This is a genomic window from Sphingobium quisquiliarum P25, assembly GCF_000445065.1.
GTDB lineage: Bacteria > Pseudomonadota > Alphaproteobacteria > Sphingomonadales > Sphingomonadaceae > Sphingobium > Sphingobium quisquiliarum.
This window is the reverse complement of record NZ_ATHO01000054.1, coordinates 1-15271: the sequence shown is the minus strand read 5'-3', so window position 1 is coordinate 15271 and position 15271 is coordinate 1. Positions and strand designations below refer to the sequence as shown.

Annotated in this window: 11 protein-coding genes and 2 pseudogenes; 6 read left to right on the top strand and 7 right to left on the bottom strand. The window is 65.6% G+C overall.

The features are described 5' to 3' along the window. On the bottom strand, positions 1-2063 hold a 2063-nt coding region (locus tag L288_RS28320), incomplete at its 3' end, for an Rne/Rng family ribonuclease (RefSeq protein WP_236613008.1). Positions 2064-2637: 574 nt separating this feature from the next. Here L288_RS28320 and L288_RS43820 point away from each other — a divergent pair. The 5 genes and pseudogenes from L288_RS43820 to L288_RS28295 all read left to right on the top strand — a co-directional run. Then, positions 2638-3441, top strand: a pseudogene (locus L288_RS43820) (N-acetylmuramoyl-L-alanine amidase family protein); the annotation flags it as partial. 66 nt (positions 3442-3507) lie between these two features. After that, complete coding sequence (locus L288_RS28310) at positions 3508-6048, top strand: penicillin-binding protein 1A (RefSeq protein ID WP_021237545.1); 2541 nt, start codon at positions 3508-3510, stop codon at positions 6046-6048. Positions 6049-6240: 192 nt separating this feature from the next. Next, positions 6241-7368, top strand: a complete 1128-nt coding sequence (prfB, locus tag L288_RS28305) for a peptide chain release factor 2 (protein ID WP_021237544.1) — start codon at positions 6241-6243, stop codon at positions 7366-7368. Continuing rightward, on the top strand, positions 7368-8090 hold the full coding sequence (locus tag L288_RS28300; protein ID WP_021237543.1) for a class I SAM-dependent methyltransferase: 723 nt from the start codon (positions 7368-7370) through the stop codon (positions 8088-8090). Before prfB ends, L288_RS28300 begins: the two co-directional genes overlap by 1 nt. A gap of 100 nt (positions 8091-8190) precedes the next feature. Further along, a complete protein-coding gene (locus tag L288_RS28295; protein WP_021237542.1) occupies positions 8191-8502 on the top strand; it encodes a PilZ domain-containing protein in 312 nt (103 codons plus the stop codon). Positions 8503-8504: 2 nt separating this feature from the next. On the opposite strand, the gene L288_RS43610 is transcribed toward L288_RS28295, so the two are convergent. The 3 genes from L288_RS43610 to L288_RS28285 are packed head-to-tail and all read right to left on the bottom strand — an operon-like array spanning position 8505 to position 10657. Further along, positions 8505-8660: a hypothetical protein gene (locus L288_RS43610; protein ID WP_021237541.1), complete on the bottom strand. Its 156-nt coding sequence runs from the start codon at positions 8658-8660 to the stop codon at positions 8505-8507. Positions 8661-8679: 19 nt separating this feature from the next. Next, on the bottom strand, positions 8680-9390 hold the full coding sequence (locus tag L288_RS28290) for a hypothetical protein (protein WP_021237540.1): 711 nt from the start codon (positions 9388-9390) through the stop codon (positions 8680-8682). A gap of 49 nt (positions 9391-9439) precedes the next feature. After that, complete coding sequence (locus tag L288_RS28285; protein ID WP_021237539.1) at positions 9440-10657, bottom strand: toxic anion resistance protein; 1218 nt, start codon at positions 10655-10657, stop codon at positions 9440-9442. A 213-nt stretch (positions 10658-10870) separates the two neighbouring features. Here L288_RS28285 and typA point away from each other — a divergent pair, with 213 nt between their 5' ends. After that, positions 10871-12688 (top strand): translational GTPase TypA, encoded by a 1818-nt coding sequence (gene typA, locus L288_RS28280; RefSeq protein WP_021237537.1) that lies wholly within the window; start codon positions 10871-10873, stop codon positions 12686-12688. Positions 12689-12819: 131 nt separating this feature from the next. Here typA and egtD read toward each other — a convergent pair whose 3' ends face one another. The 3 genes and pseudogenes from egtD to L288_RS0121370 form a co-directional block, all read right to left on the bottom strand. Continuing rightward, positions 12820-13782, bottom strand: coding sequence for an L-histidine N(alpha)-methyltransferase (gene egtD, locus L288_RS28275; protein ID WP_021237536.1), 963 nt, complete (start codon positions 13780-13782; stop codon positions 12820-12822). Positions 13783-13786: 4 nt separating this feature from the next. Beyond that, positions 13787-15055 carry an ergothioneine biosynthesis protein EgtB gene (egtB, locus tag L288_RS28270; protein ID WP_021237535.1) on the bottom strand — a complete coding sequence of 423 codons (1269 nt, stop codon included), beginning with the start codon at positions 15053-15055 and terminating at the stop codon, positions 13787-13789. Positions 15056-15141: 86 nt separating this feature from the next. Then, positions 15142-15271: pseudogene (locus tag L288_RS0121370) on the bottom strand (cob(I)yrinic acid a,c-diamide adenosyltransferase); the annotation flags it as partial.

Below are 15271 nucleotides of genomic sequence, written 5' to 3'. Positions count from 1 at the left end.
TCGCCCTCACCCAGGGCGTCCTCGGCGGACTGCTCCGCGCCCGTTTCGGCGTCCTCTTCCTCGCCTTCGGCAAGCTCAGGCGCTTCGGAGGAGTCTGCGTCCTGCTCGCTTTCGCCTTCGCCCTCGCCCTCGGCCCGGCCTTCCTCGCGCTGGCCGCCACGGCGGCGGCGGCGTCTGCGGCGGCGGCGTCCGCCTTCGCGTTCCTCACCGCGCTCGCCGCGTTCCTCGCGCTCGGATTCGATCTCTTCGATCTCCTCCTCGTCCAGTTCCTCGGCGATCTCGAGATCATCCTCTTCCTCGACGAGCGGCGCATAGCTCACCACCCGTTCGGGGCGCGGGCCGCTGGCTTCGACCGACATGCGCGCGCCTTCGACTTCGCCATCGGGCAGGATCGCGATGGTGACGCCGTAGCGCTGCTCGATCTCGTCCAGTTCGCGGCGCTTGTTGTTGAGGACGTAGAAAGCCGCTTCCTGGCTCGCGCGCAGCGTGACCAGATTGCCGCGCCCGCGCGCCGCTTCCTCTTCCAGCATGCGCAGCGCGCTGAGGCCCGCCGACGAAGCGGTGCGGACCAGCCCGGTGCCTTCGCAATGCGGGCACTGGCGGGTCGATGCCTCCAGCACGCCGGTGCGCAGCCGCTGGCGGCTCATCTCCATCAGGCCGAAGCCGGAAATGCGGCCGACCTGGATGCGGGCGCGATCGTCCTTCAACGCCTCCTTCATCGCCTTCTCGACCTTGCGGATGTTGGAGTTCATCTCCATGTCGATGAAGTCGATGACGACGAGGCCGGCCATGTCGCGCAGGCGCAGCTGGCGCGCGATTTCCCGCGCGGCTTCCAGGTTGGTGGCGACGGCGGTCTGCTCGATGCCATGTTCGCGCGTCGACCGGCCGGAGTTGATGTCGATCGACACCAGCGCCTCGGTCGGGTTGATGACGAGGTAGCCGCCCGATTTCAACTGAACGACGGGGTTGTACATCGCCGCCAGCTGGTCCTCGACACTGGCGCGCTGGAACAGCGACACCGCGTCGGCATATTGCTTCACCCGCCGCGCATGGCTGGGCATCAGCAGCTTCATGAAGTCCTTGGCCGCCTTGTATCCGTCCTCGCCCTCGACGATGACTTCCTCGATATCCTTGTTGTAGATATCGCGGATCGCCCGCTTGATGAGGTCGCTGTCATTGTGGATCAGCGCGGGCGCGGCGGATTTCAGCGTCTTTTCGCGAATCTCGTCCCACAGGCGGGCGAGATAGTCGAAGTCGCGCTTGATCTCCGGCTTGGTGCGCTGGAGCCCGGCGGTGCGGACGATGCAGCCCATGGTGGAGGGCAGGTTCATCTCCGCGATGATAGACTTCAACCGCTTGCGGTCGGCGGCGTTCGAAATCTTGCGTGAAATGCCGCCGCCATGGCTGGTGTTGGGCATCAGCACGCAATAGCGGCCCGCGAGGCTGAGATAGGTGGTCAGCGCCGCGCCCTTGTTGCCGCGCTCCTCCTTGACGACCTGCACCAGCAGCACCTGGCGGCGCTTGATGACGTCCTGAATCTTGTAGCGGCGGCGCAGCGCCATGCGCTTGCGGCGCAGCTCGTCGGCGGCGTCGTCGCCCTTGCCGCGCTTGCGGCGGCCGTTGCTGCCGCCTTCCTCGCCGCCCTCGGCCGCGCCTTCCACGGCGTCTTCCTCATCGTGATGATGGGTCGCCTCGACCACTTCCAGCCCATCGTCGGACGCGCCATGATCGTCGTCATCCTCGACCTCGGCGCGCAGCGCGGCCTCTTCCTCGGCATGCTCGCGTTCCTCGCGCAGCAGCGCCTCGCGGTCCTCGCGCGGGATCTGGTAATAGTCGGGGTGGATTTCGCTGAACGCCAGGAATCCGTGGCGGTTGCCGCCATAATCGACGAAGGCCGCCTGTAGCGACGGCTCCACGCGCGTGACCTTGGCTAGGTAGATATTCCCTTTGAGCTGCTTGTGCTCGGCCGATTCGAAATCAAACTCCTCGATCCGGTTACCCTTGACGACCGCGACCCGGGTTTCTTCCCGGTGGCGCGCATCGATCAGCATACGCATTGTCATTTATGTGTCTCCGGCGATGACGGCCAGCGGCGCTCGGCCGGGCTGTCACGCGATAATGAAAGGACGACAGCGCTTGCGCCGCCAGCGGCGCCGGTTGCGGCATCGTCCGGTTGTTAAGGAAAATATGCGCGTCTGCTGCCTTGGCAGGGCCGGGCAAGCCGCCGGTCCGCGCCATCCACGCCGCATCGCCCGGTATCGGGGCCAGCGGGGGATGGAAATCATGCCTCATGCAGCGTCAACCTGTTGCGACACCGGCCTGTGGGCGTCATGCGCCCGCCGGTGCGGTCTTGAAAGCTTCCCAAGAGCTTCGCCTGGAATATGGGCAGGCTTTCAGGAATATGAATGGGTAGCAGTCAAATTGCGCCCTAGCAACGGCTGCTCGAAATATTGTTTCGTGCGCGGCGAAAAGCGGGATTGCGCCGCTGGGCGGAGGGGGATCGCGCCTGCGCCCGCCGCTCATATTTGGCTGGACGATCGCGGGCGTGCGCGGCACAAGCGCCCGATGTTCCACGCTCTCGTCCTGGCAGCCGCGATTTTTTCCGCGACGCCGGACGATGCGATGGCGCCCTCTGTCCATATGGCGCCGCGCCCGGCCAAGCGGGTGCACAGCATCACCTTGCCGATCCCGCCTGCCGGGCGCGGCCTGGAATTGCCCCCTGTCCTTGGCCCGCGTGAAGCGGCGCGTCCCCTCGTGGTCATCGACGCGGGCCATGGCGGGCATGATCCGGGCGCGGTCAATGCGGAGCTTGGCAAGCGCGAAAAGGACCTGACGCTTGCGATAGCGCAGGCGATCCGCGACGAATTGCTGAAAACCGGCCGCATCCGCGTGGCGCTCACCCGCAATGACGATCGCTTCCTCGTCCTACAGGAACGCTATGGCATTGCGCGCAGGCTGAACGCGGACCTATTCATGTCCATCCACGCAGATTCCGCCGAAAATGAAGAAGCGCATGGCGCGACCGTCTACACCCTGTCGGAAGTGGCGTCCGACCGGGAAGCGGCGCGGCTGGCGGCCAGGGAAAACAGGGCCGACATATTGCACGGCGTCAATCTGGGCGGCCAGTCGGGGGACATTTCCTCGATCCTCATTGACCTGACGCAGCGCGAAAGCATGGCCGCGTCGGCCACCTTCGCGCGCGTGCTGAAACGGGAAGCCTCGCCCTATATGGGCTTTCGCACTCCCTATCACCGCTTCGCGTCGCTGGTGGTGCTCAAGGCTCCCGACATGCCGTCGGTGCTGTTCGAAACCGGCTATATCAGCAACGTCAAGGATGCGGCCTTCCTGTCGTCGCCCGAAGGCCGCGCCCGCATCGCCCGCGGCGTGGCCCGCGCGGTGGAGGTGCATTTCGCCCGCAGGACGGCGCCTGGCGACCGCTAGCGTCCCGGCGGCACGTCGATCCGCACTGGCGCTTCCCCCATTTTAACCTTAGAGCCTCGTTCCGTCATGGAAGAGGCCCGCCCCGATACCGCATCGTCATCCTCCCTCGCCGCCCGGCTGCGCCGCCGCGCGGACGGCATCAGGGAAAGGCTCGCCCCCCATTGGGACCGGCGCTGGGTGCGGTGGATCGCCATCGGCCTTGGCGGGCTCATGGCCGCCTTCTTCCTCTTCTGGCTGATCTTCGCGCGCGGCCTTCCCGACGCCGCCACGCTGCTGGAATATGAACCGCCGCTGCCCACAATCGTGCGCGACGTCAATGGCCAGCCGGTGCACAGCTATGCGCGCGAACGGCGGGTGCAGTTGCAATATAGCGACTATCCGCCGCTGCTGATCCGCGCCTATCTTTCGGCGGAGGACAAGACGTTCTTCGACCATCATGGCGTCGACATTCCCGGCTTTTTCGGCGCGGTGCTCGACTATGTGACCAAGATCGGATCGGGCCAGCGCGCCAAGGGCGGGTCCACCATCACGCAACAGGTCGCCAAGAATCTGCTGATCGGCGATGAATATTCCCCCACGCGCAAGGTGAAGGAAATGATCCTGGCCTATCGCATGGAAGGGGTGCTGACCAAGCAGCAGATCCTGGAACTCTACCTCAACCAGATCTTCCTCGGCCGCAACGCCTATGGTGTGCAGGCGGCTGCGCGCGCCTATTTCGACAAGGACGTCGCCGACCTCAAGCTGCATGAAATGGCCTATCTCGCCATCCTGCCCAAGGGTCCCGCGAACTACCGGCCCGAAAGCCCGACCGGCCATCAGCGCGCGCTGGAACGCCGCAACTGGGCGCTGGGCGAAATGGCGAAGAATGGCTGGATCACCGAAGCGCAGCGCAGCGAAGCGATGGCGCAGCCGCTGGGCACGGTGCAGGCGCACGGCTCCGGCTTCGACGCGCGCGCTGGCGGCTATTATATGGAGGAAGTGCGCCGCCGCCTGATCGAACGCTTCGGCGAAAAGGCGGAGGATGGACCCAACAGCGTCTATGCGGGCGGCCTGTGGGTGCGCAGCCCCTATGATCCCAAGATGCAGGAACTGACGGCGACCGCGCTGCGCAACGGCCTGCTGCGCTTCGACGCGGGCAAGGGCTGGTCGGGGCCGGTCGGCAAGATAGACATCGATCGCGGCTGGCAGCGTGAACTGGCCGCGAGCTATGTCGGCGTGGACTATGCCGGATGGCGCGTGGCGGCGGTGATCAGCCGCGATTCCTCGTCGGCGCAGATCGGCTTTGCCGATGGATCGGCCGGCACGCTGCCCGCCGGGGCGGCGCAGATGCCCTATCGCCGCGCGGGCGGACCGGCCTTCAGCAGCCTCAAGCCCGGCGACCTCATCGTCGTCGCGCGCAACGGGTCGAGCTGGGCCTTGCGCAACATTCCCGAAGTGTCCGGCGGCATGGTGGTGGAGGAAACCCATTCCGGCCGCATCCGCGCGATGCAGGGCGGGTTCGACAGCCGCCTTTCATCCTACAACCGCGCCACCCAGGCGATGCGCCAGCCCGGATCGACCATCAAGCCCTTCGTCTATGCCGCCGCGCTCGACAATGGCATGACGCCCGCCTCGATCATCGTCGATGGTCCGTTGTGCGTCTATCAGGGCGCGGGGCTGGGGCAGAAATGCTTCCGCAACTTCTCGGGCGGCAGCGCCGGGCCGCAGACGATGCGCTGGGGCGTGGAGCAGTCGCGCAACCTCATGACCGTGCGCGCCGCCAGCCAGACCGGCATGGACCGCGTCGTGCGCACCATCAAGGCGATGGGGATCGGCGACTATCAGCCCTATCTCTCCTTCGCGCTGGGCGCTGGCGAAACCACGGTGGAGCGGATGGTGAACGCCTATGCCATGCTCGCCAATCACGGGCGGCAGCTTTTCCCCAAGGTCATGGACTATGTGCAGGACCGGCACGGCAAGGTGATCTGGCCGCTGCGCTGGCGTCCCTGCGACGGGTGCAACATGCCCAATTGGGACGGCAAGCCCATGCCGCGCTTCGGCTTTGAAGGGCGGCAGGTCATGAACCCCATGACCGCCTATCAGGTCGTGCACATCGCCGAAGGCGTCATCCAGCGCGGCACCGCCACGGTGCTGGCGGACCTCGATCGGCCGCTGTTCGGCAAGACCGGCACCACCAACGGCCCCACCAACGTGTGGTTCGTGGGCGGGTCGCCCGATCTCGTCGCGGGCGTCTATATCGGCTATGACCAGCCGCGCAGCCTGGGCGGCTGGGCGCAGGGCGGCCGCGTCGCCGCGCCGATCTGGAAGGCGGCGATGGCTCCGGTGCTGGAAACCATGCCCAAGACGCCCTTCGTCGCCCCGGCGGGCATCCGCATGGTCACGATCGATCGCCGGTCGGGCAAGCGCGTCTACGGCGTATGGCCCACCGACGATCCCAAGCCTGCGGTGATCTGGGAAGCCTTCAAGCCCGAAACCGAACCCCGCCGCTCCATCCGCAAGGAAGAAGTCGCCGCCCAGGAACGCGCCGCCGCCCGCCGCGAGGCCAGCGCCCAGGCGCGCCAGCGCACCGACAGCGACTTCCTGCAAGACCAGGGCGGCATCTACTGAAATCCTCCCCCTGGACGATCGGGAGGGGACCAGCCAAAGGCTGCGAAGGGGCATCACCCCTCCGTCAGCGCCTGGCGCCGCCATCTCCCCTTGCCGGGCAGGAGTAGTACATGCTTCCCAAAATCTTCGCCCTCGGATAGGGGCTGGCGTTTAGCGCGTTTACGATGCGCACCGACATTCTGGAGAGTTCCCATGCGCGCCGAAGCGCAGCAATATATCGACCGCATCGACGCCGCGCTGGACCTGCTGCGCCGCTTCCTCGACTGGGACCGGGCGCTCCGCCGCCTGGACGAGCTGAATGCGCGCGTCGAAGATCCCACGCTCTGGGACAATCAGAAAATGGCGCAGGAAGTGATGCGCGAGCGCACCCGGCTGGAGGGCGCGATCGGCGCGACCCGCGCGATCGAAAGCGAGAAGGCCGACACCGCCGAACTCATCGAAATGGCCGAGGCCGAGGGCGATGAGGACATGGTCAATGAAGCCATCGCCTCCCTGAAGGCGCTCGCAGACCGCGCGGACGAGGACAAGATCAGGGCGCTGCTGGCGGGCGAGGCCGACGCCAGCGACACCTATCTGGAAATCCATGCGGGCGCGGGCGGCACGGAAAGCCAGGACTGGGCGGAAATGCTCAGCCGCATGTACCGCCGCTGGGCCGAACGGCGCGGCTACAAGGTGGAACTGGTCGATTATCAGGCGGGCGATCAGGCGGGCATCAAGTCCGCGACCTTCCTGATCAAGGGCGAGAACGCCTATGGCTATGCCAAGACCGAAAGCGGCGTCCACCGCCTGGTGCGCATCAGCCCCTATGACAGTTCGGCGCGGCGGCACACCAGCTTCTCGTCCGTCTGGGTCTATCCGGTGATCGACGACAATATCGAGATCGAGGTCAATGAAGGCGACCTCAAGATCGACACCTACCGCGCGTCGGGCGCGGGCGGGCAGCACGTCAACACCACCGACTCCGCCGTCCGCATCACCCATATTCCCTCCGGCATCATCGTCGCGTCGCAGAACGACCGTTCGCAGCACAAGAACCGCGCGACGGCCATGAACATGCTCAAGGCCCGGCTCTACGAAGCGGAACTGCAAAAGCGCGAGGCGGCGGCGTCGGGCGAATATCAGGCCAAGACCGAGATCGGCTGGGGCCACCAGATCCGGTCCTATGTGCTTCAACCCTATCAGCTCGTGAAGGACCTGCGCACCGGCGTCACCTCCACCTCGCCCGACGATGTGCTGGACGGCGCGCTCGACCCGTTCATGGCCGCCGCCCTATCGCAGAAGGTCACGGGCGAGAAGGTCGATGTCGAGGACGTCGATTGATGATCATCCGTGCGGCGCTGGCGGCATTGCCGTTGCTGCTGGCGGCGTGCGGACCCTTTTCCTCCAACCGGCAGGATGACCGTCCGGCGGGCGCGAGGAACTTCCCGCGCGCGGACCGCCCCGTCGCCCCGGTCGTGTCGACCCGCTGGTCCAGCGAGGAAGCGCGCGACCGCGTCAACGAGGCGGAGGACATCATGGACCGGGCGGGCATCCGTCCGGGGATGACCGTGGCCGACATTGGCGCTGGCGAGGGCTATTATACCGTCCGCCTCGCCGATCGCGTCGGCGCCAAGGGGCGGGTGCTGGCCGTGGACATCATGCCCGAAGTGATCGAGGCGCTGTCGCGGCGCATCACCCGCGAAGACTGGCGCAACGTCAGCGTCCGCCTGGGCGCGCCGGAGGACCCCAAGCTGCCCGAAAACAGCTTCGACCGCATCTTCATGGTCCATATGTACCATGAGATTGCGGAGCCTTACGCCTTCCTGTGGAACCTCAGCCCCGCGTTGAAGCCCGACGGCGAACTGATCGTGGTCGACGCCAACCGCCCTACCGACCAGCATGGCACGCCGCCCAGGCTGCTCGCCTGCGAACTCGCCGCCATGGGCTTCCGCATGGAGGAACTGATCCCCAAGCCGACCGCCGGTGGATATTTCGCGCGCTTCCGACGCATCGCCGCGCGCCCCGCGCCTGCTTCCATCGTTCCCTGCGCGCTGCGTTCCTGACCCGCGCGCCAGAAAAAATCTGCTTGCACTGCCGTTAACCATGATGCTGGTGAGGAAATTGATCCTTCCATGATGATATGGCGCTAGGGGAGAGGCTGACATGACCGATCAAGGCGGTTCTCAGATCACCGGCGCTCCGCAACGGCGGAACGCACCGCGGCACAAGCTGTTCGAGCCGGTTACCCTGCACCTGAGCGGCATCGAAACCCGCGCGCATTTCCTGGACCTGTCGTCCTCCGGCGCGCTGGTGCATAGCGATGCGCCGCCACCCCCAGGCGCCTATGTCGGCGTCCATGCGCCCAGTCTGGAAACCAGCGGCAGGGTGCGGTGGGTGAATGGAAAGCGGTTCGGCATACAGTTCAGCCAGTTGCTGACCGTGGAGGTGATAAACAAGCTGATCCGGCCGCGCTGACCTCAGCCGCGCCGCCGCCACCGCCTGAACAGCGACACCCCGGCAACGCCGCCGCCCACCACCATCGCGATCGCTCCGCCCGCCGACGCGAGCGCCCATGCTCCGGCCGCGATCAGGCCGCTCAGGAAATCGACGATGATGAGCGTCAGGTGGATCATGGCGTAAAGGACAAAGGGACTAGTGCCCCAGTTCCTTCGCCTCCTGATATTTCATCTCCAGAAAGCGGTTCTGCACCGCCAGCCGGTCAAGATCGCCGCTGGCCAGAGTCTCGCTCATCCGCGCCAGTTCCGCGTCGATGACGCCCAGCCCCTCCACCAGCTGCTGTTCGGGCACGCGGCCGTTGCGCTCCTCACGCCGCAAGGACTGCGGGATGGACTGATATCCGGTGACCAGTTCGGGCAGATGATCCGCCAGCAGCTTGCGCACCTCCTGCGCGGCGGGTTCCCGGTCGCCCAGCCGCTCAAGCTGCGGCGCCAGCGCTTCCAGCTTCACGCCGATGCTGTCGACCAGCGTCGCTGCGGGCGCGGGCAGGGCCTTGCGCTGGTTTTCCAGCCAGATCTCGGTTTGCAGGGGCAGGGCGCCCAGCGGCGTTTGCTGAAGCGCCTCCGTGCGGACGGTCCGCTCCATGGGCAGGATGGCGATCACCAGCAGGGCGGCCAGCATGACCCCCAGCGCGATCATCACGCCGCTGGTGCCAAGCGGCATGACGAAGCCCGCCACCACGCTGGCCGCCAGCACGGCGATGACCGCCCACACCGCATATTTGAGCTTGCGCATCAGGGCGGCGTTGCGCCGCTGGCGGGCGCGGGCCGACAGGCTCCGGCGGCGCTCGCCATGGCGGCGGAGCACGGCTTCGGCATCGGCCAGGACACGGTCGGACCGGCTCACCCGATCCTCCTGCCCATATCAGGCGGCATGGAAGCGAGCGGCATGGCGTTCACGCCTCCAGCGCGCTCAACAGCGGATTGTCCGCGCGCGCTTCCTGCGCGGCCTGCGCCTGGCCTTGCGCGCGGGCGATATAGCCCTTGGACTTTTCCACCTCGTCCGACAGGGTGTTCACCGTCGTCTTCATATTCTCCAGCGCCTTGGCCTTGAACGTGTCGATGCTGTCCATCGTGTCGTAGATATTCTGGAAGGCGCGTTTCAGCGTCTCGATGGGAATGGTGCTGGACGCCGCCTGCTCATGGATGGCGGCCGTCTGGTTCTTGAGCATTTCGCCGGTCGAATCGATCATGTTCGCGGTCGTCGTGTTGAGCGCGGTGATCTGTTCCAGCACCAGCTTCTGCCCGGCGAGCGCCTGCGCGACGGTGACGGCGGTGCGCAGCGCCGCGACGGTGGTCGTGCTGGCGCGATCCACGCCCTTCACCAGTTCGACATTATTCTTCTTGACCAGATCGAGCGCCAGATAGCCCTGAACGGTGACGGCCATCTGCGTCAGCAGGTCCTGCGTGCGCTGGCGGATGTAGAACAGGGCGCTTTCCCGGATCGCCTTCGCCTTGGCGGGATCGGTGGATTCCAGCTCCAGCGCCTTCGCCTCCAGCCGGGCGTCCAGCGTTTTGGAAATGTGGATCATCTGTTCAAGGCGGCCCATCGCCGCCCACATATTCTGCCGCTCCACATCGATCGCGGCATTGTCCTTGATCAGCACGTCCTTGCCGCTCGCCAGCGAGCCCAGGATGCCGTTGATGTGGCTCTGCGCGCTCTTGTAGCTGTCGAAATAGTCGCGCATCCGGTTGCCGAAGGGAATGATGCCGAACAGCTTGCGCGGGGCGAGCAGGTTGCCGCGCTTGCCAGGGTCCAGGTCCTCGACGGTGCGGCGCAGTTCGGCAAGATCGGCGCCGACCTTGTTGTCGCTGTCCATCGCGCGCACGGGCCGGTCGAGGAAGCGGTTGGAATGGCCCGCCGCTTCCGCGATTTCCTTGCGGCCCATATTGGTGAGCTGATCGACGCGCGCGCCGAATTCGGGGGAGTTCGCATCCTGCGCGACCAGATCGGCGATGAAGGCGTCCACCTTTTCATCGAGCTTCGATCGCTTTTCCTCGTCCAGCGGGACGAGACCGGCCGCCTTTTCCGGCGTGACCGGCGGCACCGGGTCGGGCGGTGTCAGGTTGAGCGCATCGGCTGCGGTCACCGTGCCGGGGGAGGTGCTGGCCATGGTTTCTCCCAATTATGGTTACAGTAGCTGTTATATGCGACTATAACAGTGATCTTCAATGCGGAATATGGTCCCGCATCGCCATGGATGCAAACGCTTGGCGCGCTGGCGGTGACCCTTGCCGCATCGCGTCATTTCCTGTAGGGGCGCGCCCGATACTCTGGTCAGGCGCGGTGCCGGCCGGGAAAATGTGACATCCCAAAGGCATCCTTCATGTCCCTGCGTAATATCGCCATCATCGCGCACGTCGACCATGGCAAGACCACTCTGGTCGACCAGCTTTTCCGCCAGTCCGGCACCTTCCGCGACAATCAGCGGGTCGAGGAACGGGCGATGGATTCCAACGACCTCGAAAAGGAACGCGGCATCACCATCCTGGCGAAGCCCACCTCGATCGAATGGAAGGGCACGCGGATCAACATCGTCGACACGCCCGGCCACGCCGACTTCGGCGGCGAGGTGGAGCGCATCCTGTCCATGGTGGACGGCGTCGTCCTGCTGGTCGATTCGTCGGAAGGCGCGATGCCCCAGACCAAGTTCGTGACCGGCAAGGCGCTGGCGCTGGGTCTCAAGCCCATCGTCGTCGTCAACAAGGTCGACCGTCCCGACGAGCGCATCCAGGAAGTGCTGGACGAAGTGTTCGACCTGTTCGTCACGCTGGAAGCGACCGACGAGCAGCTCGACTTCCCTGTGCTCTACGCTTCGGGGCGCAACGGCTACGCCAATGAAGACCCCTCGCTGCGGTCGGGCACGCTGGAGCCGCTGTTCCAGAAGATCGTCGATCATGTCCCGCCCCCGGCGCTGGACGAAGATGCGCCGTTCAGCTTCCTGGTGACGCTGCTCGACCGCGACAACTTCCTGGGCCGCATCCTCACTGGCCGCGTCCAGTCGGGCACGCTGAAGGTCAACCAGGCGATCCACGCGCTCGACATGGACGGCAATGTGATCGAAACGGGCCGCGCGTCCAAGATCCTGTCCTTCCGCGGCCTCGACCGCGTGCCGGTGGACGAAGCCAAAGCGGGGGACATCATCAGCCTTGCGGGCCTGACCGTCGCGACCGTGGCCAACACCATCGCCGATACCTCGGTCACCGTCCCCATCAAGGCTCAGCCGATCGATCCGCCGACCCTGTCGATGCGCTTTGCCGTGAACGATTCGCCCATGGCGGGCCGTGAAGGCAGCAAGGTGACGAGCCGCATGATCCGCGACCGCCTGATGCGCGAAGCCGAATCCAACGTCGCGATCAAGGTCACGGAAAGCGACGACAAGGACAGTTTCGAAGTCGCGGGCCGTGGCGAACTGCAACTGGGCGTGCTGATCGAAACCATGCGCCGCGAAGGCTTCGAACTCGGCATCTCGCGCCCGCGCGTGCTGTTCGGCGAAGATGAGCATGGCAACAAGACCGAGCCTTATGAAATCGTCGTCATCGACGTGGACGACGAATTTTCCGGCACGGTCGTGGACAAGATGAACATCCGCAAGGCCGAAATGACCGACATGCGTCCGTCGGGCGGGGGCAAGACGCGCATCACTTTCTCCGCCCCGTCGCGCGGCCTGATCGGCTATCATGGCGAATTCCTGTCCGACACGCGCGGCACCGGCATCATGAACCGGCTGTTCGAAAAATACGGCCCCCACAAGGGCAAGATCGAAGGCCGCAAGAATGGCGTGCTGATCTCCAACGGCGCGGGCGAGGCGGTGGCCTATGCCCTGGGTCCGCTGGAGGAACGCGGCATCCTGATGGTAGGCGTGGGCGAAGCGCTCTACGAAGGCATGATCATCGGCGAGAATGCCAAGCCTGAAGATCTTGAAGTCAACCCGATGAAGTCGAAGGCGCTGACCAACTTCCGCGCCAGCGGCAAGGACGACAGCATCCGCCTGACCCCGCCGCGCAAGCTGACGCTGGAACAGGCGATCGCCTATATCGACGACGATGAAATGGTCGAAGTGACGCCCAAGAACATCCGTCTGCGCAAGCGCTACCTCGATCCCAACGAACGCAAGCGCATGTCCCGCGCCAAGGCGGCCTGAGGCTGGAGGGTGAGCGCCGGCCGCGGCAGATTCATTTCGATAAGGTAATGATCTTGCCGCGCTGCGAGCGTGTCGAAAGGCTCTACTTCTCTCATGAGAAAGGAAGCGATTTCGACATGCTCGGCAAGCGGCTACTCCCCAGCCCGCGCCAGGATCATCGAGAATAATCCTTCCGGGTCCGTCCATTCCCTCACCGGGTCCCAGTGCCCGGCGCGGAGCAGCAGGCGGGCGTCGCGCATGCCATATTTATGGCTGCTCTCCGTATGGATGGTTTCGCCCGCCGCCATGTGGAAGCGCCGCCCCGCGACATGGAAGTCCAGCGCGCGGCCTGCCTCCAGATGCATTTCGATGCGCGCCTTGCCGTCATTCCAGATCGCGCGGTGGACGAACGCATCCAGCGGCACGTCCCCGCCCAGCTCGCGATTGATGCGGGTAAGGAGGTTGAGGTTGAAGGCCGCCGTCACGCCCTGAGAATCGTCATAAGCGGCGATCAGCCGGTCCGGGTCCTTGATCCGGTCCATGCCGATCAGCAGCATCGATCCCTCGCCCAGCAGCCTGCGGATCGCGCGCAGCAGGTCCACGGCCGCATCGGGGGCCATGTTGCCGATGGTCGATCCGGGAAAGAAGCCAAGGCGCGGCAGGTCAGCGATCGCCGAAGGGAGAGCCAGGTCCCCCAAGAAGTCGCCGACGACCGGCAGCACCGGCAATCCGGGAAAGGCAGCGGCCAGGGCCGCGCTGCTGGATTGCAGGAAGTCGCCGCTGATGTCGATCGGGACATAGGCGGCAGGATCGATCGCGCGCAGCAGGAGCGGCGTCTTGCGCGCGCTGCCTGCGCCGAACTCGACCACGGCCCGCCTTCGTCCGATCAGGCCGGGCAGCTCACCCGCATGTCGTTCCAGCAGCCCGATTTCGGTCCGGGTGGGATAATATTCGGGCAGGTCCGTTATCGCCTCGAACAATTCAGATCCGCGCTGGTCGTAGAACCAGATGGGCGGCGTCGCCTTGGGCGTGCGCGAAAGCCCCGCCAGAATGTCGTGCCGGAACGCCGGATCGGCCGCCTCCCGTGGCAGGGTAGGGGGATGGTCAAGCAGCATCGCGTCATAAATCCTTGGCCAGCCGCAGTCCGGTGAACTGCCAGCGTTGATGCGGGTAGAAGAAGTTGCGGTAGCTCGCCCGCACATGGCCGCGCGGCGTCGCGCAACTGCCGCCCTTCAGCACGAACTGGCCCGACATGAACTTGCCATTATATTCGCCCACGGCTCCTTCGGCGGGGTGGAAGCCGGGATGGGGGCGGAAGGCGCTGCCGGTCCATTCCCAGACATCGCCGAACATCTGCCCCAGCCCGGCGCTGCCATCGGCCGCGTGGGGGCGGGGGCAGGCGGCTCCATCAAGCTGATTGCCGCTGGAAGGCGCGATGTTGAGCGCGCCGCTTTCCCATTCCGCTTCGGTGGGCAGCCGCGCGCCCGCCCAGCTTGCATAAGCATCCGCCTCATACAGGCTGATGTGCGTCACCGGCTCTGCCGGGTTGACCGGCCTTCGCCCATCCAGCCCGAACCGCATCCAGCCATGCTCCGCGCGGGTCCAGTAAAGCGGCGCCTCGATCCGTTCCGCCTGGACCCAGCTCCATCCGTCGGACAGCCAGTGCGCCGGATTGCGATAGCCGCCATCCTCGATGAAGGCGATCCACTCTCCGTTCGTGATCAGCCGGTGCGCAAGGGCATGGGGATGCAGGACCGCCTTGTGGCGCGGCCCCTCGCAATCGAATGCGAAGTCCGATTTCCCATCGTCCCCCATCTCGACCAGCCCCTCGCGCCCTTCGATCCAGTGGAGCGGGCCGGGCACCGCCGCTGGCGTGAAGGGCTGCGCGGCGAACAGGGCGGGCTCCAGCGGGTTGAGCGAAAAGAGATGCTGGATATCGGTGAGCAGCAATTCCTGATGCTGCTGCTCATGATGCAGGCCCAGCATCACCAATGATCGCGCCTCGTCCGGCAATGCGGGCAGCGCATCGATAACCGCGGCGTCGACATGCGCGCGATAGGCGAGGATTTCATCAAGGCGGGGCCGCGTCAACATGCCCCGTGCAGGCCGGGGATGGCGCGCGCCCTCCGCCTCATAATAGCTGTTGAAGAGGAAGGCGTAGCGTGGATCGAACGGCTCATAACCGGCCGCATGGTCGCGCAGCACGAAGGTTTCGAAGAACCAGCCGACATGGGCCAGATGCCATTTGGCGGGCGATGCGTCGGGCATCGACTGCGCCGTGGCGTCCGCATCCGACAGGCCCGCCGCCAGGGCCTCGCTCAATGCACGGATTTCGCGATACCGGGAAAGAAGATCGTCCTGGCTCGGTGCGGTCCGGCTCCTGGCCATGCATGCCCCTTCGAAATGTTGCGCCGCCCTTCCACAAGGAAGCGCATGAAGGAGGATTTATGTTCCGAAGCTGTGCCTTTGCGGCGTCAGCGCGACGCGCCGGGCACCCATTTGACGTCAGCCGCGCCATTGCCGTTCAGGCGGCGGGCAAGGACGAACAGCAGGTCGGACAGCCGGTTTAGATAGGCAAGCGCCTGCGGGTTGAGCGCAGTTTCC